Annotated in this window: 18 protein-coding genes; 17 read left to right on the forward strand and 1 reads right to left on the reverse strand. The window is 67.1% G+C overall.

The window, feature by feature from the left end:
• Positions 1-271: 271 nt before the first annotated feature.
• Positions 272-1,132 (reverse strand): 2OG-Fe(II) oxygenase, encoded by an 861-nt coding sequence (locus AC06DU_RS03610; RefSeq protein WP_478203587.1) that lies wholly within the window; start codon positions 1,130-1,132, stop codon positions 272-274.
• Positions 1,133-1,321: 189 nt separating this feature from the next.
• Between AC06DU_RS03610 and AC06DU_RS03615 the strand changes: the two genes are divergently transcribed.
• From AC06DU_RS03615 to AC06DU_RS03695, 17 genes are all read left to right on the forward strand, one after another.
• Positions 1,322-2,800: a hypothetical protein gene (locus tag AC06DU_RS03615; RefSeq protein ID WP_024939662.1), complete on the forward strand. Its 1,479-nt coding sequence runs from the start codon at positions 1,322-1,324 to the stop codon at positions 2,798-2,800.
• Between the two features lie 79 nt (positions 2,801-2,879).
• On the forward strand, positions 2,880-5,534 hold the full coding sequence (locus tag AC06DU_RS03620; RefSeq protein WP_104569087.1) for a TonB-dependent receptor domain-containing protein: 2,655 nt from the start codon (positions 2,880-2,882) through the stop codon (positions 5,532-5,534).
• 158 nt (positions 5,535-5,692) lie between these two features.
• The gene (locus tag AC06DU_RS03625; RefSeq protein ID WP_046345640.1) at positions 5,693-6,505 is read left to right on the forward strand and encodes a type II secretion system protein N; all 813 of its coding nucleotides are present in this window, start codon (positions 5,693-5,695) and stop codon (positions 6,503-6,505) included.
• Positions 6,502-8,583, forward strand: coding sequence for a type II secretion system secretin GspD (gene gspD / locus AC06DU_RS03630; protein ID WP_478203589.1), 2,082 nt, complete (start codon positions 6,502-6,504; stop codon positions 8,581-8,583). The genes AC06DU_RS03625 and gspD overlap by 4 nt, the downstream gene beginning before the upstream one ends.
• 4 nt (positions 8,584-8,587) lie before the next feature.
• Positions 8,588-10,075, forward strand: a complete 1,488-nt coding sequence (gene gspE / locus AC06DU_RS03635; RefSeq protein ID WP_478203591.1) for a type II secretion system ATPase GspE — start codon at positions 8,588-8,590, stop codon at positions 10,073-10,075.
• Complete coding sequence (gene gspF / locus AC06DU_RS03640; protein ID WP_039531584.1) at positions 10,062-11,258, forward strand: type II secretion system inner membrane protein GspF; 1,197 nt, start codon at positions 10,062-10,064, stop codon at positions 11,256-11,258. Before gspE ends, gspF begins: the two co-directional genes overlap by 14 nt.
• A gap of 28 nt (positions 11,259-11,286) precedes the next feature.
• On the forward strand, positions 11,287-11,751 hold the full coding sequence (gene gspG, locus AC06DU_RS03645) for a type II secretion system major pseudopilin GspG (RefSeq protein WP_016900868.1): 465 nt from the start codon (positions 11,287-11,289) through the stop codon (positions 11,749-11,751).
• 27 nt (positions 11,752-11,778) lie between these two features.
• Positions 11,779-12,261: a GspH/FimT family pseudopilin gene (locus AC06DU_RS03650; protein ID WP_104553695.1), complete on the forward strand. Its 483-nt coding sequence runs from the start codon at positions 11,779-11,781 to the stop codon at positions 12,259-12,261.
• Positions 12,245-12,625, forward strand: a complete 381-nt coding sequence (gene gspI / locus AC06DU_RS03655; RefSeq protein ID WP_478203593.1) for a type II secretion system minor pseudopilin GspI — start codon at positions 12,245-12,247, stop codon at positions 12,623-12,625. The genes AC06DU_RS03650 and gspI overlap by 17 nt, the downstream gene beginning before the upstream one ends.
• Entirely contained in the window at positions 12,622-13,245 is a 624-nt protein-coding gene (gene gspJ, locus AC06DU_RS03660; RefSeq protein ID WP_228911839.1) for a type II secretion system minor pseudopilin GspJ, read from the forward strand. The genes gspI and gspJ overlap by 4 nt, the downstream gene beginning before the upstream one ends.
• Entirely contained in the window at positions 13,242-14,234 is a 993-nt protein-coding gene (gene gspK, locus AC06DU_RS03665) for a type II secretion system minor pseudopilin GspK (protein ID WP_166771704.1), read from the forward strand. The genes gspJ and gspK overlap by 4 nt, the downstream gene beginning before the upstream one ends.
• Positions 14,231-15,319, forward strand: a complete 1,089-nt coding sequence (gene gspL, locus AC06DU_RS03670; RefSeq protein WP_478203594.1) for a type II secretion system protein GspL — start codon at positions 14,231-14,233, stop codon at positions 15,317-15,319. The genes gspK and gspL overlap by 4 nt, the downstream gene beginning before the upstream one ends.
• Positions 15,316-15,789, forward strand: coding sequence for a type II secretion system protein GspM (gene gspM, locus AC06DU_RS03675; protein WP_478203596.1), 474 nt, complete (start codon positions 15,316-15,318; stop codon positions 15,787-15,789). The genes gspL and gspM overlap by 4 nt, the downstream gene beginning before the upstream one ends.
• Positions 15,790-15,821: 32 nt before the next feature.
• Positions 15,822-16,505, forward strand: a complete 684-nt coding sequence (gspN, locus tag AC06DU_RS03680) for a type II secretion system protein N (RefSeq protein ID WP_102255680.1) — start codon at positions 15,822-15,824, stop codon at positions 16,503-16,505.
• Positions 16,506-17,228: 723 nt separating this feature from the next.
• Entirely contained in the window at positions 17,229-19,937 is a 2,709-nt protein-coding gene (locus AC06DU_RS03685; protein ID WP_478203597.1) for a TonB-dependent receptor, read from the forward strand.
• A gap of 165 nt (positions 19,938-20,102) precedes the next feature.
• Entirely contained in the window at positions 20,103-22,997 is a 2,895-nt protein-coding gene (gene galA / locus AC06DU_RS03690; protein WP_478203599.1) for a beta-galactosidase GalA, read from the forward strand.
• On the forward strand, positions 22,994-25,429 hold the full coding sequence (locus AC06DU_RS03695; RefSeq protein ID WP_478203600.1) for an alpha-N-acetylglucosaminidase: 2,436 nt from the start codon (positions 22,994-22,996) through the stop codon (positions 25,427-25,429). Before galA ends, AC06DU_RS03695 begins: the two co-directional genes overlap by 4 nt.
• Positions 25,430-25,489: the final 60 nt, after the last annotated feature.

Genomic DNA, 25,489 nt, shown 5'->3' on the forward strand with positions numbered 1-25,489 from the left:
TTTGCAATATTATAACATAAATGATAAATCTTCGATCCCAGCTGCAGGGTGCTCGCGGTGCGCGTGCGCTGCCGGGGGCTGGATCGCGGCAGCCAGCGCGCTTCGCACCGCGCTCAGCGGTGGCTGCGGTCAGCAGGATTGGAGGCCGGCAGCAGCTCCGGTGACCAGGCGTGGCTGGCCCGGCGCAACAGGCTTGGGTGGCAGGCGGCAGGGGGGGGGGGCTGGTCGCGTCGGTACGTGCCGGCCGCTGGTGCCGGTGTTCTGCGGAGCGTTAGCCAGGCATGCGTACCGCGCGTTCGCGCAACCACTTGGTCGCCACCCACTTTTCGCCGGCCAGGACCGGTGCGCCGGCATGCAGGCTGCGTGTCATTGGATGCGGGCGATCGTAGCTGAAGAACACCGCATTGCCTTTGACGGCGGCAACGTCCAGGTGCGCATCGGGAAAGCGCGTGGCGCCGCCGCGTTCCGGCGTGTTGAGATACATCACCAGCGACGCGACGCGTTGGCCGCCGGCCTGCAGCAACACCGGCGTGCCGGCGGCCGCGGGGTCGAAGTAATCGTAGTGCGGTTGATACTCGGCGCCGGTGGCATAGCGCAACACCTGCAGTCCTTCGCCGTGGTCCACGGGCCAGTCGAGCAGGCGGGCGATGCGTGCTTCGATGCGTTGGCACAGCGCATCCTGCCCCAGCTGCAGGCACATGCTGTGGCTGGTGCGTGCGGCATGCACGATCTGCGCGCCGTTGTCGTTGTCCACCGTGCGCGAACGCGCCAGACGTGGCTGCGCCAGTGCGATCAATGCCTCGCATTCGGCATCGGACAGGAAATCGCCCAGCACCACCACGCGCGGCAGCAACAGGCTGACCAGCACGCGCACCTGGCGATCGCCCAGGTCCAGCAACGAGGCATCGTTGTCCTGCAGCACTGCCGGCACGCGCACCGGCACCGGCAGGCCATGCGTCTGCGCGTGCTGGTGGATGTGGTCGCGCAGCAGGGCCTCGACTGCATCGATGGCGTCCTGTTCGTTCCAGCCCTGATCCAGGAGCGGCTGTAGCGCTTGTTCGGGCGGCTGGCCGGTCATTGCCTGCGCAATGATCCAGTCGCCCAGGGTAGCGGGGATGGGAGGCGGAGTCATCCTCCTACAGTGCATGTCAATGTGTGGCAGGCATGTGTCAATTGTGTCGTCGTAAGACAAATGAAACAGACAGCCCCTATAAAAGTGACGGGGATCTTGAACGTGCTCGCCACTGCAGTGAGCGGAACGCAACCAATTCTTGACGACTCCTCTTCATACCGGACCTTTCTTGACCTGGAGATCAGCCGCATGTCCGTTCGCAATAGCAGCAAGACACTTCTCATGACCTTTGGTACCGCGCTGGCCTTGTCGGCCTGCGGTGGTGGTGCCGATCGTGTCGCCTCGCCCGGCGAGGGCGCATTTCCGCCGGCACCGACGCCGGCTCCCGCACCGACCCCGGCGCCCACGCCGGCACCGACGCCCGCTCCGGCACCGACCGGCCCGGCCGCCGATTGCCCGACCGGTTTCTCCAACGTCGGCACCATCGCCAACAACACGCTGCGCGCCTGCCAGCTGCCGGACACCATCAACGGCAACCTGGTGGTGCCGGCACGTGCGGGCACGGCGTATTCGATCAGCGGACGCGTCAACGTGGGCACCGACCGCGGCGGCAACGCCATCGCACCGGCCGCCGGCAGCACGCAGGGCATCCTGACCATCGAGCCGGGCGTGACCCTGTTCGGTTCGGCGGGTAGCGACTACATCGTGGTCAACCGCGGTTCGCAGATCTTTGCCGAAGGCAGCGCCACCGCCCCGATCGTGTTCACTGCGCGCCAGGCGCTTGAGGGCCAGGTTAGCGCCAACACCATCGGCTTGTGGGGTGGCATCGTGGTGCTGGGCCGTGCGGCCATCAACAACTGCCCGGGCACCACGGTCTCCGGTACGCCGGAATGCCAGGCGCAGGTGGAAGGCACCAACGCGTTCTACGGTGGCAACAGCGCCACCGACAACAGCGGCTCCATGCGCTACCTGCGGGTGATGTACTCGGGCTTCGAAATTTCGCCCAACAACGAGCTGCAGGGCATCACCCTGGCCGGCGTGGGCAGCGGCACGCGCCTGGATCATGTGCAGATCCACAATAGCTCCGACGACGGTATCGAATGGTTCGGTGGCACCGTCAACGGCAGCCACATCGTGATCACCGGCGCCGACGACGATTCGCTGGATACCGACGCCGGCTGGAACGGCGCCCTGCAGTTCGGCATCGTGGTGCAGCGCGCCGGTGGCGGCGACCGCATGAACGAGTGGAGCAGCCTGCGCCGTCAGCCGTATTCGCGCCCGAAGGTGGCCAACTTCACCTACGTGGGCAATGCGCGCGCCGGTGCGGCGATCATGCTCAACCAGGGCACGCAGGCCGCGTTCTACAACTCGGTCGTCACGCGTCCGGCCGGTGGCAGCGGTGATGGCCTGGTGTGCTTCAACCTGGCCGATGCCGACACGCTCGGGACCTTCAACTCGGTGTTCTTCGCCTGCCCGACGGCCTTCGGCAGCGACGCGCGTGCGGCCACCCAGTTCGCGGCCGGCACCAACAACGTCGCCAACGGCGTGTCCACGTTGCAGAACACCTTCGTCAATGGCGCCAATGAAAGCGCCGTGCCGGCCTTCCAGGGCTTGAACGGGGTGAGCAGCTTCTTCCAGCAGGTGAACTACATCGGTGGCGTGCGCGATGCCAACGACACCTGGTGGCAGGGCTGGACCTGTGGCCTGACCGCCGATCGTCCCTGCTGAGGCACAGCATCGCAAGGCAGCCCGCGCGGCTGCCTTGTGATGCGTCCAGCTTCATCTTTCAGTTGCCAGGGCTCCCACGATGCGAACCTCCGCTGTCGCCCGTCTCTCGCGGACGGGCCTGTCTCTTTCCATTTCTACCTTGCTGTTTTCCGGCGCTGCGCTGGCGCAGTCGACCACCACCGATGCCGGCTCTGCCAGCGGCAGTAGCAGCACCGCTACCAGTGCGCCCAAGCAACTCGACCAGGTCGTGGTGCGCGGCGAGTACATTCCCGAACCGATGCTGCAGACCTCGGAGGTGGCATCGTTCGTCACCCGTGAGGACATGGAGCGCACCGGCGACAGCAGCGCGGCGGTAGCGCTGACGCGTGTCACCGGGCTGAGCCTGTCGCGCGGCAAGTATGTGTATGTGCGCGGCCTGGGCGAGCGTTATTCGTCGGCACTGTTCAACGGCTCGCCGTTGCCCAGCCCCGAGCCGATGCAGCGCGTGGTGCCGCTGGATCTGTTCCCAAGCGATGTGCTGGCCAGCGTGACCGTGCAGAAAACCTATTCGGCCGATTATCCGGGCGAATTTGGCGGTGGCGTGATCGATCTGCAGTCGATGGCAGTGCCGGACAAACCCTTCCTGTCGCTGACCGTGGGTGGCGGCGTCAACAGTGTCAGCACCGGCGAAAAAGGCCTGACCTATTACGGCTCCGGCGATGACGAATGGGGCTACGACGATGGCACCCGCAAGCAGCCTGCCGCGTTGCGCGATGCGATCCAGAGCGGCCGGCGCGTGGATCTGGGCAGTTTCTCGCGCGAGGACATCCGCCGTATCGGCCGCAGCTTGAACGACGCCAACCTGTATGTGCTGCAGGAAAAGGACAGCATCGCCCCGGACGTCAATGTCGGCGGCAGTGCCGGTTACAGCATGGACGTGGGCGAGGCCAAGCTGGGCATCATCGCGGTGGCCAGCTACGACAACGAGTGGCGCACGCGCACCGGCAAGCAGCAGGACGGCATCTTTGTCGGCGATACGGTCGAGTTCAATTCCAACTACGACTTCGCCACCACCCGCAACAACGTGCGCACCAACGGCATGCTGGGCCTGGGCTGGGAATACGGCCGCCACACCATCGGCTGGACCACCTTGTATGTGCACGATGCCTTGAAGGTGGCACGCAGCCGTGCCGGCCGCGATGAGCTGGCCGGTTTCGATGTGCGTGACGACAACACCGAGTGGTACGAGCGCCAGCTGATCAACAACCAGCTGCGCGGCACGCACGCGTTCGGCGAGTACGACGATCTCAAGATCGAATGGCGCGCAGCGGTGGCCAATGCCAGCCGCGATGTGCCGTACGAGACCGGCATCCGCTACGAGTTGCTCGATGGCTACTGGGCGCACGATGCCTCGCGCGTGCAGAACTACACCCGCTTCAGCAAGGTCGACGACAAGGTGGCCAGCGGCGGGGTGGATGTGACCTGGCGTTTGCCGATCGAGCACGACTTCACCGTCAAGGGCGGTCTGGCCTATCTGGACAACGATCGCAGCGCGTGGAGCCGCGAGTTCCGCTTCCTGGCGCTGGACGGCCCGCTGCCGTTCTACAACCAGTTCCAGCGTGTGGATTACCTGATCTCCGATTACAACCTCAGCAACGATCTGCTGCGCCTGCGCGAGACCACCGGCAGCTTCGGTGCGGCCGCGTACGATGCGACCCTGAAGGTCAAGGCGGCGTATCTGCAGGCCGAGGGTGAGATCGTGCCGACCCTGCGCGCCACCGTCGGTGTGCGCTACGAAGACGCCACCCAGGCGGTGCATCCGTACGACATCTTCACTGGCGTGCGCCAGGACAGCGTGGCACCGCTGGAGAACAGCTACGCGCTGCCATCGGCCACGGTGACCTGGAACTTTGCCGAGAACCAGCAGCTGCGCTTTGGTGCGTCCAAGACCATCGCGCGCCCGCAGTTCCGCGAGATGGCGCCGCAGCAGTACCTGGACCCGGATATCGACCGCCAGTTCTTCGGCAACCCGTTCCTGGTCGATAGCGAGCTGGTCAACCTGGATGCGCGGTACGAGTGGTTCTTCGAGCCGGGCGAGTATTTCACCGTCGGCGCGTTCTACAAGAGCATCGACAAGCCGATCGAAGCCATCGTCAACGATGCACCCGGCGGCGGCATCGTGCAGAGCTTCATCAATGCGCCCGAGGCCACCTTGTACGGCATCGAACTGGAGGCCAAGAAATATCTGGACCTGCCGATCGCGGCCGACTGGTGGGGCGACAAGCGGGTGTTCGTGTCCGGCAACTACACGCGCACCAAGTCGGAGGTGAGTGCCAGCGATGGCGACACCGTGCAGCCGTTCGGCTTCACCGCACCGGTGCAGGCGACCTTGTTCATCCGCGATGGTTCGGCCTTGCAGGGGCAGTCCGATGACATCGCCAACCTGCAGATCGGTGTGGAAAGCGAGAGCACCCACAGCCAGGCCACCTTGATCGCCAATTATGTCGGTGAGCGGGTGTCCGCGCGTGGTCGACCGGGGCAACCGGATTACATCGACAAGCCCGGCACCTCGCTGGATCTGGTGATCAAGAAGGGCCTGGTATGGTCGGGCAATACGCTGTCGTTGAACTTTGCCGCACGCAACCTGCTCAAGACCAAGTACCAGGAATATCAGAGCCTGGGCGGCAACCGGGTGGACCTGTACGAGTACCAGCCCGGCGTGACGTATGACCTGAGTGTGACAGCGCGCTTCTGATCCGACGCCTGCTGCCAGTATCGCAAACGCCCGCCCTGCCTCGCATGGCGGGCGTTTGCATCTGGGCCCGTGTCACCGTGTGTCGGCATGTGTCATCACTTTCTTCGAACTGACACATTGCTGCCGCATTCTGTCATCCGACCGCAATCCTGAGACGGATGTCCGCTTTGCAGCGCGCTTTGCCCTCCTTGAAACCCCTGATGTCGGCGCGCGGCCGCAGCGCACTGGCCTGCGTGCTGCTGGCCTTGCTCGCGTTGCAGTGCGCGCGCGTGATGTGGTTGGTGATCGCCCCGATCGGGCCGTTGGGCACAACTCAGGTCGCCACGCCTGCACAGGCTGAATTGCCGGCACTGCGCCGCGATGTGTTCTATCGCAGCGTTGCGGAGGCGAATAGCGACGGCATCGTGTTGCATGGCGTACGCGCGGGTGGCGCGCAAGCGGCTGCGTTCCTGAGCAGCGGCGACGGCAGGCAGGGGGCGTATCGCATCGGCGATGGCGTAGTGGCTGGGGTGACGGTGCAGGCGATCGCGAGCGATCACGTGCTGCTGCGTACCGGTAGCGGCGTGCGACGTCTGGCCTTGGTGGAATCCACCGCGTCTGCGGCGGCCACATCGCCGGCAACGGCCGCGCCCGCAGCAGCGGGCGGCGCACCTGCGGTGACGTCGAATGTCGGCGCCGCGGCCGGCACGGCCACGGCGGCGGCCGTCGACCCGCAACAACTGCTCACCACCGCCGGCCTGCGTGCAAGCGAAGACGGCAGTGGCTTCACCGTGATGCCACGCGGCGATGGTGCGCTGCTGCGCCAGGCCGGCCTGGCGCCGGGCGATGTGCTCACCCAACTCAATGGCCGCACGCTCGATGCCGAACACCTGCGCGAGCTGCAGGACGAACTGCGCGATGGCCAGGCGGCCACGCTGACCTACCGCCGCGACGGCCAGACCCACACCATGACCTTGAAGCGCCCGCAATGACTGCTGCCCGCCCCAGATGGCTGTTTTCGGCCACGTTGTTGCTCGCCCTGCCGGCGGTGCCGATGCTGTCGCTGCATGCCGCCGATGCGCCGGCCGTGCGCCTGCAGGATGTGGACCTGCGCGCCTTCATCCAGGATGTGTCGCGTGCCACCGGCATCACCTTCATCGTGGACACGCGCGTGCAGGGCACGGTCAACGTGGCGCGTGCGCAGGCGATGTCGGAACAGGATCTGCTCGGCATGCTGCTGGCGGTCTTGCGTGCCAATGGCTTGATCGCGGTGTCCAGCGGGCCGTCGACCTATCGCATCATTCCCGACGATACCGCTGCACAGCAGCCGGCCAGCGCCGCCAACGGCAACCTGGGATTTGCCACGCAGGTGTTCACCCTGCAACGCGTGGATGCGCGCAGCGCCGCAGAGATCCTCAAGCCCTTGATCGGGCGCGGCGGCGTGATCATGGCGATGCCGCAGGGCAACAGCCTGTTGATTGCCGACTATGCCGACAACCTGCGCCGGGTACGCGGCCTGGTCGCGCAGATCGACACCGACCGCGCGGCGATCGACACGGTGAGCTTGCGTAATAGCTCTGCGCAGGAACTGGCACGCACGCTGACCTCGCTGTTCGGGCAGGGGGGCGAGCGCAGCAATGTGCTGTCGGTGTTGCCGGTGGAAAGCAGCAATTCGCTGATCGTGCGCGGCGACCCGGCGCTGGTGCAGCGGGTGGTACGCACCGCGGTGGATCTGGACGGGCGCGCCGAACGCCGCGGCGATGTCAGCGTGGTGCGGCTGCAGCACGCCAGCGCCGAGCAATTGCTGCCGGTGTTGCAGCAGCTGGTCGGGCAGACGCCGGGCAACGAGGCACAGCCCGGGCAGGACACGCGCTCCAACGCGGTGGATGTGGCCGCCGGCGCTACGGGCGCTGCGCAGACGCAGGTGATCACACCGGCTGCCGGCAAGCGCCCGGTGATCGTGCGCTATCCCGGCTCCAACGCCTTGATCATCAATGCCGACCCGGAAACCCAGCGTGCCCTGATGGATGTGATCCGTCAGCTGGACGTACATCGCGAGCAGGTGCTGGTCGAAGCGATCGTGGTGGAGATCTCCGACACCGCCGCCAAGCGTCTGGGTGTGCAGCTGCTGTTGGCCGGGCGCAATGGCACGGTGCCGTTGATTGCCACGCAGTACAGCGGCGCCTCGCCGGGCATCGTGCCATTGGCCGCGGCAGCGGCCGGCACGCGCAGCAACAACGGCGACGACGATTCGGTGCTGGAACAGGCGCGCAATGTGGCCGCGCAATCGCTGCTGGGCCTGAGCGGCGGCCTGATCGGGCTGGCCGGGCAAAGCAACGATGCGGTGTTCGGCATGATCATCGATGCGGTCAAGAGCGACACCGGCTCCAACCTGTTGTCGACCCCGTCGATCATGACCCTGGACAACGAGCAGGCGCGCATCCTGGTCGGGCAGGAAGTGCCGATCACCACCGGTGAAGTGCTGGGCGCGGCCAACGACAACCCGTTCCGCACCATCCAGCGCCAGGACGTGGGCGTGGAGCTGGAAGTGCGCCCGCAGATCAATACCGCCGGCGGCATCACTCTGGCGATCAAGCAGGAAGTCTCGGCGATTGCCGGGCCGGTCAGCGCGCAGTCGTCGGAGCTGGTGTTCAACAAGCGCCAGATCGAAACCCGCGTGGTGGTGGAAAACGGCGCCATCGTCGCGCTCGGCGGCCTGCTCGACCAGAACGACCGGCAGACCGTGGAGAAGGTGCCGCTGCTGGGCGATGTGCCCGGCCTGGGCGCGCTGTTCCGGCACAAGTCGCGCAATCGCGACAAAACCAATCTGATGGTATTCATCCGCCCGACCATCATCCGCGACGCGGCCGATGCGCAGCGCATGACCGCGCCGCGCTACACCTATCTGCGCGATCGCCAGTTGGCCGATGGCGACCCGGAAGCCGCGCTCGATGCGCTGGTGCGCGACTACCTGCGTGCGCAGCCGCCGCAGCTGCCGGCCGCGCCATCGTCGGCCGTGCCCGCACCGGCAAAAACGCCTGCGCCCGGCGCGCGTCCCGCGCAGCGCTGATGCCATGAACACCGCGCGCGCCAGCATTTCCTACGCGTTTGCCAAGCGCCACGGCGTGGTGCTGCTGGGCAGCGACAGCGCCGCGCAGATCGGCCTGCGCGAAGGCGGCGACGTGCAGGCGCTGATCGAGCTGCGGCGTGCGCTGGGCATGCCGTTGCAGGTGCGCACGCTGGCGCCGTCGGTGTTCGACCGGCATGTGTCGGAGATCTACGCCGATGCCGGCATGGAGCAGGGCGTGCAGGTCGAGGCGCTGGACCTGCACGGCAGCCTGGATTCGTTGATCGACGACATCCCCACCGCCGATCTGCTCGACAGCCAGGACGATGCGCCGATCATCCGCCTGATCAACGGCATCATCGCCGAGGCCGCGCGCCTGGGCGCCTCGGACGTGCATCTGGAATCCTACGAATCGCGGCTGCGCGTGCGCCTGCGCGTGGATGGGGTGATGCGCGAGGCGGCCACCTTGCCCGGACGCATCGCGCCGTTGCTGGTGTCGCGGGTCAAGGTGATGGCGCGGCTGGATATCGCCGAAAAACGCATCCCGCAGGATGGCCGCGTGTCGCTGGTGATGGGCGCCAAGGCGCTGGACGTGCGCGTGTCCACGCTGCCGACGCGCAGCAGCGAGCGGGTGGTGCTGCGCATCCTGGACAAGGAGCAGGGCACCTTGTCGCTGGCCCAGTTGGGCATGCCACCGGCGGTGATGCACACCGTGCAGCGCGCCCTGCAGGTGCCCAACGGCATCGTGCTGGTGACCGGGCCGACCGGCTCGGGCAAGACCACCACGCTGTATGCGGCGCTGAGCCTGCTCAACGATGGCTCGCGCAACATCCTCACGGTGGAGGACCCGGTGGAATACGCCATCGACGGCGTCGGCCAGACCCAGGTCAACGCACGTGTCGGCATGACCTTCGCGGCCGGCTTGCGCGCGATCCTGCGCCAGGATCCGGACGTGGTGATGATCGGCGAGATCCGCGATGCCGAGACCGCGCAGATCGCCGTGCAGGCCAGCCTCACCGGCCACCTGGTGCTGTCCACCGTGCACACCAACGATGCGGTGGGCGCAGTCACGCGGCTGCGCGACATGGGCATCGAGCCATTCCTGCTCGCGTCGAGCCTGCGGCTGATTCTGGCGCAGCGCCTGGTCCGTCGCCTGTGCACGCAGTGCCGCGCACCGCGCCCGCTGGATGCCAGCACGCGGCAGATGTTGCAGGCACCTGCCGATGCAACCATCTACGCCGCCGTGGGCTGCGCGGCCTGCCACCACAGCGGTTATGCCGGGCGCGTGGGCATCTACGAAGCCATCGCGGTGGACGATGCGATGCGCCGCCTGATCGGCGACAACGCCGACGAGGATGCCCTGGCGGCAGCGGCCTTCGCACGCGCAGCGCGCCTGGGTGATGCCGCGCGCGCGGCTGTGCTGCAAGGCCTCACCACGCTGGAAGAAGCGCTGCGGGTCACCCGCCAGCAGGACGATGCGCATGCCGCGGTTTGACTACACCGTGCTCGACCTGCATGGGCACAGCCGTCAGGGCGTGATCAGCGCGGACACGGTACAGGCTGCGCGTGCGCAACTGGAGCAGCGGCAGTGGGTGCCGGTACGCGTGGAGGCGGCGGTGGCGGCCAGCAGCGTGCGTCCGGCGCGTTTCAGCGGCAAGGATCTGGTGCTGTTCACCCGGCAACTTGCCACGCTGGTGGAAACCGCGCCGCTGGAAGAAGCGCTGCGCACCATCGGCACGCAATCCGAGCGGCGCGGCGTGCGCCGGGTCACCGGCCAGACGCACGGGCTGGTGGTCGAGGGCTTCCGCCTGTCCGATGCGATGGCGCGCCAGGGCACTGCGTTTCCGCCGCTGTACCGCGCGATGGTGGCCGCGGGCGAGAGTGCCGGGGCGCTGCCGCAGGTGCTGGAGCGCCTGGCCGACCTGCTGGAGCGGCAGGCGCAGGTGCGCAGCAAGCTGCAGTCTGCGTTGGTGTATCCGGCGGCCTTGGCCCTGACTGCCGGTGCGGTGGTCATCGTGCTGATGACCTTCGTGGTGCCCAAGGTGGTGGACCAGTTCGATTCGATGGGCCGCGCGTTGCCATGGCTGACGCGCGCGGTGATCGGCGTGTCTAACTTCCTGTTGCATGCAGGCATTCCGTTGCTGGTGGCACTGGTCATTGCGGTGATCGCAGCGCTGCGCCTGCTCAAGCGCCCGGAGGTACGCCTGGCGGCCGACCGTGCGGTGCTGCGCGCGCCCTTGCTCGGCCGGTTGATCCGCGACCTGCATGCCGCACGCATGGCGCGCACGCTGGCGATCATGGTCAACAGCGGGTTGCCGCTGATGGAAGGGTTGATGATCGCCGCGCGCACCGTCGACAACCGCGCCTTGCGGCTGGCCACCGACAACATGGTCACGGCAATCCGCGAGGGCGGCAGCCTGGCCGCGGCGATGAAGCGCGCCGGCGTGTTTCCACCGACGCTGCTGTACATGGCCTCCAGCGGCGAAAACAGCGGGCGCCTGGCGCCGATGCTGGAGCGCGCCGCCGATTATCTGGAGCGCGAGTTCGCGTCGTTCACCACCGCGGCGATGAGCCTGCTGGAGCCGGCCATCATCGTGCTGCTCGGCGGGGTGGTGGCGGTGATCGTGCTGTCGATCCTGCTGCCCATCCTGCAATTCAACACCCTCGCGCTTGGTTAAGCGCGGACGCTTATCCCTGGAGATCCTCATGCAGTCTATCCATCACCGCCAACGTCCTTGCTCGCTGTCCTCGCAAGCGCGAACGCGCGGCTTCACCCTGGTCGAGTTGATGGTTGTCATCGTCATCATCGGCCTGCTGGCCACGGTGGTGATGATCAACGTGATGCCCAGCCAGGACCGCGCCATGGTCGAGAAGGCGCGTGCCGACGTGGCGGTGCTGGAGCAGGCGCTGGAGACCTATCGCCTGGACAACCTCAGCTACCCGAGCACCGAACAGGGCCTGCAGGCCTTGCTCAATGCGCCGAGCGGGTTGACCCGGCCCGAGCGCTATCGCCAGGGCGGCTACATCCGCCGCCTGCCGGAAGATCCGTGGGGCCATGCGTATCAATACCGCCGTCCGGGCCGCAGTGGTGGCTTCGACGTCTACTCGTTCGGTGCCGATGGTGCCGAAGGCGGCGACGCCGACAATGCCGATATCGGCAACTGGCGCTGAGTCGCAACAGTGCTCGCGCAAACGGCCATGGCAAGGCAAGCACGGGCATGTGCGTCGCGAGCGCAGGCGCGCGGATTCACCCTGCTCGAACTGCTCGCCGTCCTGGTGATCACCGCACTGGCCAGTACGCTGGTGGTGCTGACCTTGCCCGATACGCGGCGCGACCTGCACGACCAGGCCGATGCATTGGCCAGTGCCTTGCTGCATGCACGCGACGAAGCCATCCTTAGCCTGCGCATGGTCGAGGTGACCGTGGATGCAGGTGGCTACAGGTTCCGCCGCCAGGCGCAGCAACGCTGGGTGCCGCTGGATGAAAAACCGTTCGCCGCGATGCGCTGGCCTGCCGGCGTGCAGACGCAGTTGCCGGTGGGCGGGACGCAGTTGAGCGTGCGCTTCGATCCCACCGGTGCGGCCACGCCGCAACGCATCGCGCTGGCCGACGGCCAGCAACAGCTGCAGGTGGTGGTGGACGCCGCCGGCGTGGTACGGGTCGATGCGCCCCTGCGGTAATCCCCATGCCTGCGCCGGGTTTTCGCTGCTCGAACTGTTGGTCGCGCTGGCGATCTTCGGCATGGCCGTGGTTGGCCTGCTGAACCTGTCCGGCGAAAGCACGCGCACCGCGGTGGTGCTGGAAGAGCGCGCCCTGGCTGCGGTGGTTGCGGAGAATCAGGCGATCGACGCAATGCTGGCGCCCACCGCCGCAGCAGTGGCGCCGGCGAACGGGCAGGAAATGCTGGGCGGACGCAGCTGGGACTGGCGGCGTACGTCGATGCCAGCCGGCAGTACCGGCATCGTGCGCATCCAGGTGCAGGTGCGCGCCGCAGCGCAGGCGCAGGAAATCGCCAGCCTCAGCGTCTTGCGGAGCGCCGAATGATGCGTGCACCTCGCAGCGCAGCGGGCAGTTGTGGCAGCGCGGGCTTTACCTTGATCGAACTGCTGGTCGCCCTGGCGGTGTTCGCGCTGGTGGCGGTCGCCGCGGTGGTGGTGATGCGCCAGAGCATCGACCAGCGCGATGCGGTGCGTGCACGTTTGCAGCAGGTCCGCGAGTTCCAGCTTGCACATGGCCTGTTGCGCAGCGACCTGCAGCAGGCCGCAGTGCGGCGCACGCGCGACAGCGAGGGCGGCGCTGCACGCACCGCGTTCGTCGCCAGCCCGCCCGGTGTGCCGGGGCCGCTGTTCGGTTTTGTACGACGCGGCTGGAGCAATCCGGATCAGGCGCCGCGCGCGTCGCTGCAATACGTGGAATACCGCGTGGTCGATGGACGCCTGGAGCGCAGTGCACGCCCCGCACTCGACGGTGCAATCGCCGGTCCGCCGCAGGTGGTGTTGCGTGGGGTGCGCTCGGCGGTGGTCGGGTTCCATTATCGCGCGCAGTGGAGCGATGGTTGGAGCGGCGGGCTCGACGCGTTGCCGGATGCGATCTCGCTGGAGCTGGACCTGGAGCAATGGGGCCGCGTGCGCCAGTTGTTCCTGCTGCCGGAGGGGCGCGGATGAAGGCCTTGAACGCACGCAGGCAGCAACGCGGCGTCGCACTGCTGACGGTGCTGTTGCTGGTGGCGGTGATGACATTGCTGATGGTCGCAGTGCTGGACGATCTGCGCTTTGGCCTGCGCCGCAGCGGCAACGGCGAGGCGATGACGCAGGCGCAGTGGTATGCGTTGGGCACCGAAACCATCGCCCGGCAACGCCTGCAGGCACTGGCCAGGCGCGACCCGATGCGCACCACGCTGGAGGGTGGCTGGAACGATCAACCGGTGACCTTCCCGCTGGACGACGGCGCAGTGAGCGTGCGGCTGCGCGACCGCGGCGGCTGCTTCAATCTCAACAGCGTGGTCGCCGGTGCACCCGAGCAATGGCAGCGCAGCGACGACGGCGCAGCGCAGTACCGCGCCTTGCTGGAGGTGCTGGGCATCGCACCGCAACAGGCGCAGGCGCTGACCGATGCGCTGGTGGACTGGATCGACAGCGATAGCCAGCCCGGTGCGCAGGGCGCCGAAGACGATCGCTACCTGCAATCGGCAGTGCCGTTGCGCAGCGGGGCGACCCTGCTGGCGGGCGTCAGCGAGCTGCGCGCCATCGCCGGCTACACGCCGCAGGTGATCGCGCAGTTGCGGCCGCATGTGTGCGCACTGCCGGAGGCGCGGCTGTCGCCGGTCAACATCAATACGTTGCGTCTGCAGGATGCGCCGGTGCTGGTGGCGCTGACCGAAGGCGCCCTGGAATTGCCGGCCGCGCGCCGCGTCATCGCCGCGCGGCCGGCCGGAGGATGGCGCGACGCCAGGACCTTCCTGAGCCAGCCTGCGCTGATCCAGGCCGAGCTTTCCAATGCAGTGCTGGAACAGATCGAATTACGCACCCGCTACTTCTCCCTCTACAGCCAGGTCGACCACGCCGGCGCGCAAGTCGTGCTGGACGCCTTGCTGCAGCAGGATCCTGCCGGACGCGTGCGGCTGGTGGCGCGCCAATGGAGTTCCGACGAATGAGTACCACCTTGCTGTTGCTGCCCGCCGATGCCACCGCGCACGCGATCGCCGTGCGTGTGGACGCGCATGGCCAGGTACTGTCGCAGCGTGTGGCCAGCGCGCCGTATGAACCGTCCGCACGCACAGTGCTGGTGGTGCCGGGCGTGGATGTGCATCTGCGCTGGCTGAGCCTGCCTGGCCGCAGCATCGCGCAGTCGGTCGCGGCCGCGCGCCTGCAACTGGCCGAACATCTGGCTGTGGAGACGCCGGCCCTGCATGTGGTGATCGCCGATCGCAGCGAGGCCGATGGCACGCGCCTGGTCGCTGCGGTGGATGGCGCAACAATGCAGCAGTGGTTGGCGCGCGCAGCGCAGCTGGGCGTCGTCCCCGATGCGGTGGTGCCCGATTGCCTGTTGCTGGAGCCCGCCGCGGACGCTGCGGCGGCAGTGGTGGACTGGGACGGTCGCTGGCTGATCCGTGGCGCAAGCCTGGCCTGCAGCCTGGAGCCGGAGGCCGCGCGCATGCTGCTGGGGGCGCGCGCGCCGGCACAGCCGCCAGCGCAGGACACCGCGCACGCCATTGCCTGCCTTGCGCAAGGCGCCACGCGCGCACCGATCAACCTGCTGCAACACGCGTTCGCTGCGCGGCCGGCCGCTGCGCGCACGGTCACTACGCGCCGTCTTGCGGCGCTGGCCGCGCTGGTGCTGCTGTCGCCGCTGGTGCTGGTGCTGGCACAGACACTGCGCTACGAAATCGGCGCGCGCCTGCTGCAATCGCGCGCCGCCGCGCAGTTGGGCGTGCGCGATGCGGCGGCGGTGCCGGCCGCGCTGCAGGCACGCCGGCATACCGGGGCAGCGGCCGATCGCCTGGCCATGCAGCTCGGCGACTTGTTCGCGGCGGTCGATGCCATGCCGGCGGCGGAACTGGATCAGATCGACTACCACGCCACACAGCCGCTGCGCGGCACCCTGCTGCACGCCGATGGCGCCAGCCTGCAACAGTTGTCCACGCGTCTGGCCGGGGAGGGGTGGCAACTGCAGCCCGGCAGCAGCCAGGGCGAGGACGATCGCCTGCGGACGTCGTTCGTGCTGGAGCCATTGCGATGACTGCACCTATGCAACGCGGCGCGCAGTGGTGGCAGGCACGTGCGCCGCGCGAGCGGCTGATGCTGGGCGTGATGTGCGCCGCCGTGGCTGCGTTCGCCTGGTATGCGCTCTACACCCCGTTGCGGCACTGGCGTGCCCAGGCGCAGGCGCGCTATGCCGCTGCGGCGCAGTTGGTGCTCGATGCATCTGCGCAGGCATCGGCGAGCAGGCGTACCGCTGCTCCTGGTACGGCGGCACTGAGCGAGCTCATCGCAAGCAGCGCACGCGAAGCCGGCGTCGGCATCACCGCCCAGCAGCGCAACGCAGCGGGCGGGGTGGACGTGCAGATCGATGCGGTCAGCGCCGCCAGCTTGTTCGGCTGGCTGGAGCGGCTGCGCCAGGCGCATGACCTGGCGCCGACGCAGCTGAGCATCGTGCGCGACCAGGGCCAACTGCGGGTACGCTGCGGGTTTACGGAGCCTGCACCGTGACGCGCCTGCGTTGGATCCTGGTCTTTTTGTTGATGGTGGGCGTTGCGCTGCTGGCATGGCTGCCCCTGCGCCTGGTGTTGCCACGCGAGGGCTTGCCGTTCTCGGCGCTGGACGTGGAGGGTCCGGTATGGGCCGGCACCTTGCGGCAGGTGCAATGGCAGGGCATCGCCTTTGGCGATGTCATGGTGCGGCCGCGCATCTGGCCGCTGTTGCGTGGACAGCGCCAGGTGCACCTGCAGGCCCCGCAGCTGCAACTGCTGCTGGTGGATGGCGCGCAACACGGTATCGGCGATGCGCAGGGCCAGCTGCTGTTGCGCCAGCCGGCGGGCATGGCCTTGATCGATCTGGCGGTGGAGCTGCAGCAGGTGGATCTGCTGTTCGATGCCACCGGTTGCGTGCAGGCAGGTGGCCGGGTCGGCCTGCAACTGCTGGCGAGCGGGGCGGGCGAGCTGCCCGGTCTGCCGCCGTTGCGCTTGTCCGGGCAGCCGCGATGCGTGGATGACAGCGCCGTGCTGAGTCTGCTGCCCGATGCACCGTTGCCTGCCGGCGTGCAGGCCGATGCACAGCTGCAAGTGTGGCGCGATGGGCGTTGGCAATTGCAGTCACGCATCGATCCGGGGCAGGACGCAGTGTTGGGCGTGGGCCTGCAGTTGCTGGGCTTTGCCGCCACTCCGGAGCGCAGCTTGTTGCGCATCGACCAGGGGCAATTGCGCTAGGACTGCTGTTACGCGCGGCGCGGCGAGAATCTGTCGCCTGCACCATTAGCGTGCATGCCCGGAGGCTGGTGTCTTCATCGTGGCCGCTGCGAAGGCACAGTTCATTGATTCGTTGACAACGTTGTCGGCGCAGGACCCTGCGTACTCATTGCGCCAGTTGCTGGGTTGCTTCGATAAGGCAGAAGTGCTGCTTCCGATACACGGGAGCGTGCGGTATGGACTGTGATCCAGCCCGCAACGCGTGTGCTGCGGCCCACACATTCCGGACCCACCGGAATTGGTCTGGTTACCGGGGATTGGTCAGAGACTGGTCCTGTGACAACGATGCCCGCCACGCACCCAAATGATCCTTTGTGCACCGTCGAAGGTCTTGAAAAGCAGGGCTCAGACGCGTTCGCAGCCGCCGGTCAAACACTTTCGGCAGTGACTGTTGACAGGATCTTTTAAAGACCATAAGAATCAAATCCACTGAATTGGTATTTGCCAGTCAGGGCCGTTGATCAGCAATGGCATGCGATGTCCGTCCTGGGAGGGAGGCGGCATCGGCACCCACGGGGGGCCGTACGGGGTGCTCGCAGACAACAGATCGCAGGCGGTTCCGCACGTCCGGAACTGGTGGCCTATGCGCGTGTGGGTGGGTTGCCCAGCGTCGTGATCTGTCTTTGCTGATCGATCGGAATGCCAGCCGCGTCGTCGTCCAGCCATTCCACCTCAGGATCTCCCATGTCACCTGTCCCGCGTGCCTCGTTGCGTTGTTGTTCGCCCTCCTCGCTGTCCGTCGCCATCGCGCTGTCGCTGCTTGCCTGCGGTGCCAGTGCGCAGACGCAGCAATCGCCTCCGACGGCATCGGCGCAGATCTCCCAGCTCGATACCGTCAAGGTCACCAGCTCCTACCAGAAGAGCCTGATCACCGCGATGGACAACAAGCGCGACGACGTGCGCATGACCGATGGCATCTCCGCACAGGACATCGGCAAGTTTCCTGCCGAGAATATCGCCGAGGCGATCCAGCGCATCCCCGGCGTGCAGATCTCCACCATCAACGGGCGTGGCTCCACCATCAGCGTGCGTGGTCTGGGCCCGCAGTATTCGGCCACCACCATCAACGGCCAGGTGATCAAGAGCGCCGACTTCACCGACGGGTTCCGCTACGACATCATCCAGCCGGAAGTGGCCGCCGGGATCGAGGTCATCAAGTCGCCGTCGGCGGACATGGATGCCGGTGGCCTGTCCGGCACGGTCAACATCAACACCACCAAACCGCTGGACTACCAGCAGACCAAGTTGCTGTTCTCGGCCAAGACCCAATATGCGGAGTTTGCCGGTGGCTCGCCCACGCCCAAGGGCGTGCTGACCTATATCGACCAGTTGAAGTTCGGTGGTGGCGATCTGGGCGTGTTCCTCAGTGCCGGCTACCAGAAGCTCAAGGACCGCGCCGATTATCTGTGGATCGACCGCTGGTACACGCAGGACACCGACGCCGGCACCTTGTACATCCCGCGTCGTCCACGCTATCGCTCGATCGAGCGCGAGACCACGCGCAAGATGTTCAATGGCGGCCTGCAGTGGAAGCCCAACGACCAGCTGGAGATGAACCTCACTGCGCTGTATTCGCAGGACAAGACCGCCAACGACATGAACCAGCTGGTGTACTCGTTCGAGCGCAGCCCGCTGACGGTGCTGCAGACCAACGGCCTGACCGCCACGCAGGTGTCGGCATCGGACTACTGGCTGGAAAACAACCGCCAGATCGAACAACACGATCTGTCCACACAGTTGCTCACCTACGACTTCAAATGGAAGGGCGATGCCTGGACGCTCAGCGGCGCGGCCAATTACACCCAGGGCAAGACCGACGAGAACGAACGCGCCGCGATCCTGGGCCGGATCCCCTCGGCGACGCTGCTGGATACCTCCAATCCCGACGCGATCTCGCTGACCACCGATGCCGACGCCACCGATGCAAGCGCCTGGGACAAGCGCAATCTGGTACGTAGTGAATATCCCAACGGTTCCATCCAGTCGCTCAGCAACAAGGAATGGTCGCTGCAGCTGGATGCCGAACGGTATCTGGAGCTGGGTGCGTTGAATGCGGTGCGCTTCGGTGCCAAGTACCGCCGCGAAACCTTCGAGCGCGACGTGCGCCGGCGCGACTTTCTGTATCTGCTCAGGACCGGTGCGGTGTCGGGCTTCGACATGTTCCCGGAGCTGTCGGCCGCCAACAGCACGGTGAGCAACTTCCTCGACGGGCAGCTGGCCTCGCAGGACAGCTGGGTCACCCCGGACATCGCCGCCTACGCACGCTCGCTGGCGGCCGCCGGCATCAGCGTGCCGGTGCTGTTCGCACCGCAGAGCAGCTACAGCATCGAGAACGACATTTCCTCGGCCTATGCGATGGCGCGCATCGATACCGACATCGGCAGCATGCGTCTGCGCGGCAACCTCGGCCTGCGCTACGAAAACACCAAGCGCACCACCGACACCTACCTGACCCAGGCGCAGGCCGCCAGCGACGATGCCAATGTGGTGATCGGCACCGCGCGCGCGCCGTACGAGTATTCCAACTGGCTGCCCAGCCTGAATCTGGTGCTGGACATGCGCGACGACCTGCTGCTGCGCTTTGCCGCCGCCAAGGTGCTGGTGCGGCCGATCCTGGACAGCAACACCGCCATCGCCTCGACCATCTCCACCGGCACCAATACCGGCGGCACCACCACCTATGTCGTCACCCAGGGCCAGACCGATCTGAAGGCACTGACCGCCGACCAGGCCGACCTGAGCCTGGAGTGGTACTACGGCAACGGCGGCGCGCTGACCGTGGCCGGCTTCTGGAAAAACATCAAGAACGGCACCTTCAACAGCATCGTCTGCCCGGCCGCCTTCAACGGCACCGCGCTGTCCAGCAACGCGGCCGGCGACTGCGTGGACAGTGGCGGCGATATCTACGAGATCACCGCCACCACCAACGACTCGAGCAAGGTCAAGATCCGCGGTTACGAACTGGGCTGGACGCAATCGCTGGATGCCTGGTTGCCGATCGACGGCTTCGGGGTGACCACCAACTTCACCCGGGTGATTCCGCAGCGCGATACCGATTTCCAGATCCGCAACCTGTCCGAGCAGACCTGGAACGCCACCGCGTACTGGGAGAGCGCGCATTATTCGGCGCGTGTCTCGCTCAACCATCGCAGCGAGTACGAACAGGACAGCAGCGACAGCTTCTTCGCGCGCGAAGGCCACACCATGAAGGCGCGCACCCAACTGGATGCGGTGCTCGGCTATCAGGTCAACGACAAATTGAGTTTCCAGCTCGGTGGCCTGAATCTCACCAACCGCACCGAGCAGGCCTACAAGGACATCGCCAGCCGCTGGCAGATGACCGGCGTCACCGGCCGCAACTACTACCTGTCGATGCAGTGGGACATGCTGTGATGCCGGGCCAGCGAGCACTGCGCCGGCAGGCATCGCTGCGGGTGGCAGCCAGCAGCGCAGGCAATGCCGCAGGTGTGATGGACGCGCGCCATGCAGTGGCTGCGCGCGTGGATGCGCGGCATGCGCCACGGAGCGCGCCTGCGGTGCAGGCTGGCGGGCGCCATCATGCGCAGGCGTGAGTTCCTTGCCGGCAGCGTCTGCGCCTCGTCGCTGCTTGGCGTGCCGGCGCTGCTGCCGGGCGCGGCGAACGCTGTAGCGACGCGCGCGGGCAGTGGCGGCACGCCGCGTCCCGCGCCACCGCCAGCGGGCACCGATGGCGCAGGCCAGTGGCTGGACCTGGACGAGGGCTGGCGCTTCCACGCGGGCGATCTACCGTTCCCGCGCCTGCTTGCGCAGGACGAAACCTACGACAATGCCAAGGCCGGCCGCGCCTGGGGTGCGGCGGCGCCGGACTACGACGACACCGGCTGGCGACAGCTGCAACTGCCGCACGACTTCGTGGTGGAGCAGGCGGTGCGCGCCGACGCCAACATCGCGCAAGGCTATCGCCCACGCGGCATTGCCTGGTACCGGCGCACGCTACGGCTGGACGAGTCCGCGCGCGGCCAGGCGGTGGAACTGCGTCTGGACGGCATCGCCAGCCATGCCACCGTGTGGGTCAACGGCATGCTGATGGCGCGCAGCTGGAGCGGCTACAACGGGCTGGTCATCGATCTCACGCCGGTCGCGCGCTACGGCAATGCCGTGAACAGCATCGCCATCCGCGTCGATGCCGAGGCGATGGATGGCTGGTGGTACGAAGGCGGCGGCATCTATCGGCACACCTGGCTGGTGCTGCGTGCGCCCTTGCATATCGCCGGCGATGGCCTGGCGGCGGTGCCGCGCGAAGGCCCGGGCGATCTCTGGCAGCTGCCGGTGCAACTGGACCTGGTCAACAGCGGCGAACGGCCTGCCGAGGCGTGGGTGGATGTGGCGCTGCGCGACCCAGACGGTGCTGTCGTGGCGAGTGGCGAGACGCAACTGCGCGTGGCTGCATTCGGTACCGTGCAGGCGGCCATCAGCATGTCGGTGCCGCAACCGCAGCGCTGGAGCGTGGATACGCCGGTGCTGTACCGCGTGCAGGCCAGCGTGCGTGGCACGGACGGCCGCAGCGACCGTGCCGAGTGCGAGATCGGCTTTCGCAGCCTGCGCTTCGATGCCGACCACGGCTTCTTCCTCAATGGCCGCCCGCTCAAGATCAAGGGCGTATGCTTGCATCAGGACCATGCCGGTGTCGGTGTGGCGCTGCCCGATGCCTTGCACGCGTTCCGCCTGCAGCGCCTGAAATCGATGGGCTGCAATGCCATCCGCCTGCATCACGCGGTGGCGCCGGAACTGCTGCAGGCCTGCGACCGGCTCGGCATGCTGGTGATGGCCGAGAACAGGCTGTTCAATCCCGCACCCGAGTATGTGGCGCTGCTGCAGAACATGGTGCGGCGCCAGCGCAACCATCCCAGCGTGTTCCTGTGGTCGCTGCTCAACGAGGAGCCGCTGCAGGGCACCGCCACCGGTTACGCGATCATGGCGCGCGCCGCCAGCGCCGTGCGCGCGCTCGACGATAGCCGCCCGATCACCGCCGGCATGAACGACGGCATGTTCGCCACCCGTGGCGCGGCCGATGTGGTGGACGTGCTCGGCTTCAACTACCGCCAGTTCAACTACGACCGCGTGCATGCGGCGCGGCCACGCACGCCGATGCTGTCCAGCGAGGACACCAGCGCGTTCCAGACCCGCGGCGCGTGGTTCACCGACCTGGACGCGCACGTGGTGGCCGAAGACGACAGCCTGGCCGCGGACTGGGGCAATACCCACCGCCGCGCCTGGCAGCTGATTGCCGAACGCCCGTTCGTCGCCGGCAGCTTCGTGTGGACCGGCTTTGATTATCGCGGCGAACCCACGCCGTTCGAATGGCCGTCGGTGGGCGCGTTCTTCGGCATCATGGATCAATGCGGATTTGCCAAGGGGGCCTACTGGTTGCGCCGCGCGCTGTGGATCGACGACGCGCCGGTGCTGCACCTGTTGCCGCACTGGAACTGGCCCGGTCGCGAAGGCCGGCCGATCAAGGTGATGGCGTTCTGCAATGCTACGCAGGTGGAGCTGTGGCTCAATGGCCGCTCGCTGGGCAAACAGGCGGCGGATCGCGCGCAGATGAATCAGTGGCAGGTGGATTATGCGCCGGGCGTGCTGGAAGCGGTGGCCTGGCGCGACGGCCGCGAGGTGGCGCGTACGCGGGTGGAAACCACCGGCGCGCCTGTCGCGTTGCGGCTCACGCCCGACCGCCCCCAGCTGCGCGGCGATGGCCGCGATGCGCAGCCGGTGACATTGGAAGCGGTGGATGCGCAAGGTCGCCACGTGCCCGATTGCAATGCAATGCTGACGCTGCAGATCAGCGGTGGCCGCTTGCTGGGGGTTGGCAATGGCGACCCGAATGCACACGCCGCCGATCAGGGCATGCAAGTGGCCCTGTTCAACGGGCTGGCGCAGGCGATCGTGCAGGCCGAGCGTGGCGCAGGCGTATTACGGCTGCAGGCGCGCAGCGCAGGCGTGCGCGATGCGGTGGTCGAGATCGCGTGCGTGACGGTGCCGCTGCCAGCCACGGTGCCGATCGTGGCGCCGGTGATGGTGGTCGAAAGCTGGCGCCACACCGCCGCCTTCGCGCAGCCGCCGGCGCCGGATCTCTCGCGCCGCCCCAACGACAACAACAGCTGGAGCAACACGTTGCCCGGCACCCTGGAAACCGCGCCCGAACGCGCCGGCTACGTGTTGTACCGCACCCAGTTCACACCGTGGCAGGGCGTGCAGGCCCACGGCGGCATGCTCGACCTGGGCCGCCTCAGCGGGCCGGCGCAGGTGTTTCTGGATGGCCGTGCAGTGACGCAGGCGGCGGCCGGCACACCGATCAAGTTGGCGCTTGCACCCGCGACCGGCGCGCGCACGCTGGCGGTGATCCTGCAGGTCGCTGCGGATCAACCGTTTGGATTCCACGACGTCGTCACCGTGCAGTATCGGAACTCGCCATGATTACCTCATCGTTTTTCCCGTCCTCGCCCGCGCGGCTGTTCGCCGGCGCAGTGCTGGGCGCATTGCTCGCCATTCCCCTCACCGTGCTTGCCACACCACCCGCACAGGCGGTGCTGCAACGCCTGATCGGCGCACGCGCCGCCCAGTTCGAGATGCGCGTGGCACCGCGCGGCGACGGCGCGGACTGGTATCGCATCGATGCCGGCGGCGACACGGTGCGCATTGCCGGCTCCTCGCAGGTGGCCTTGGCGCGTGGCGCCTACGCCTATCTTGGCCAGGCCGGTGTGGCCTCGATGAGCTGGGAAGGCGACCGCGTGGCGCTGCCGGCGCAATGGCCGGCCTACAGCAGCGGCCAGGTGCGCACGCCGTTTGCGCATCGCGCCTATCTCAACACCTGCACCTACGGCTACACCACGCCGTTCTGGGACTGGCCGCGCTGGCAGCGCGAGATCGACTGGATGGCGCTGCACGGCATCGACATGCCGCTGGCGATGGAAGGGCAGGAGGCGATCTGGCAGGCGCTGTGGCGCGAGTTCGACGTGGGCGATGACGCGCTGGCGGAGTATTTCTCCGGCCCCGCCTTCACCCCGTGGCAGCGCATGGGCAATATCGAAGGTTATCGTGCACCGTTGCCGCAGCAATGGATCGACAGCAAGCGCGTGCTGCAGACGCAGATCCTCACCCGCATGCGCGAGCTGGGCATGCAGCCGGTGCTGCCGGCGTTTGCCGGCTACGTGCCCAAGGCATTCGCGCAGGCGCATCCCAACGCGCGCATCTACCGCATGCGCGCCTGGGAAGGCTTCCACGAAACCTACTGGCTGGATCCACGCGATCCGTTGTTCGCCCAGGTCGCGCGCCGGTTCCTGGAGCTGTACACGCAGGCCTACGGTGCAGGCGAGTTCTATCTGGCCGACGCCTTCAACGAGATGCTGCCGCCGGTGGCCGACGACGGCAGCGACGTGGCCGCCGCCAAATACGGCGACAGCATCGCCAACTCCGATGCCGCACGTGCCAAGGCGGTGCCGGCGGCGCAACGCGATGCACGCCTGGCCGAATACGGGCAGGCCTTGTATCGCTCCATCGCGCAGGTCAATCCGCAGGCCACCTGGGTGATGCAGGGCTGGCTGTTCGGTGCCGACCGCGAGTTCTGGCAACCGCAGGCGATCGCTGCGTTTCTCGGCAAGGTACCCGACGCGCGACTGATGGTGCTGGACATCGGCAACGACCGCTATCCCGGCACCTGGAGGGCAGCGCAGGCCTTCGACAACAAGCAGTGGATCTATGGCTACGTGCACAACTACGGCGCCAGCAACCCGTTGTACGGCGACTTCGCGTTTTATCGACACGATCTGCAGGCCTTGCTGGCCGATCCGGACAAACGCAATCTGCGCGGCTTTGGTGTGTTTCCGGAAGGGCTGCACAGCAACTCGGTGGTCTACGACTATCTCTACGCGCTGGCCTGGGAGGGCCCGCAGCAATCCTGGTCGCAATGGCTCACGCAATACACCCGCGCGCGCTACGGCCGCAGCGATGCGGCCTTGCTGCAGGCCTGGTCGGATCTGGAGGCGGGCATCTACCAGACCCGCTACTGGTCGCCGCGCTGGTGGAACAAGCGCGCCGGCGCGTATCTGCTGTTCAAGCGGCCGACCGCCGACATCGTTGGCTTCGACGACCGCCCCGGCGATCCGCAACGCTTGCGCCGCGCCATCGACGCGTTGCTGCAGCAGGCCGACCGCTATGCCGACGCGCCGCTGTACCGCTACGACCTGATCGAAGACGCACGGCACTACCTGAGCCTGCATGCCGACCGTCAATTGCAGGCGGTGGTGCAGGCCTACGACGCCGGCGACCTCGCGCGCGGCGATGCGCTGCTGGCACGCACCACGCAACTGGTGCAGGGGCTGGATGCACTGGTCGGCGGCCAGCACGAAACCCTGGCCGACTGGACCGGCCAGGCCGCCGCAGCCGCCGGCAACGATGCCGCACTGCGGCGTACCTATGTCGGCAATGCACGTGCGCAGGTCAGCATCTGGGGCGGCGACGGCAATCTGGCCGATTACGCGTCCAAGGCATGGCAGGGCATGTACGCGGATTTCTATCTGCAGCGCTGGACGCGCTTTCTCGGCGCATACCGTGCGGCACGCAAGGCGGGCACACCGTTCGACGCAGCGGCAGTCAACGCGCAGCTTGCCGCGTGGGAGCGCCAATGGGCCGCGCAGGACGAAGTGCCGAAGCGACAGTTACCCCGCGACCCACTGACCTTGCTGCGCGGCTTGCTGGCGCAGGTGGACGCGCAAGAGGGTTTGCAACGTGCCATGCAACGCAATGTGCAAGGCAGTACGCGCGATGCAACGCAAGGCGTTGCCCAAGGCGACGTGCACGGCATGGCGCACGGTGCCATTCGCGGCACCACGCAAGGTACTGCCCAATGAGCAGATCCATATTGCACATCGCGGCCCTCCATGAGCGCTTCCGTACCGAAGCAGCGACAC

The sequence above is a fragment of the Xanthomonas sp. NCPPB 3200 genome (assembly GCF_056393585.1).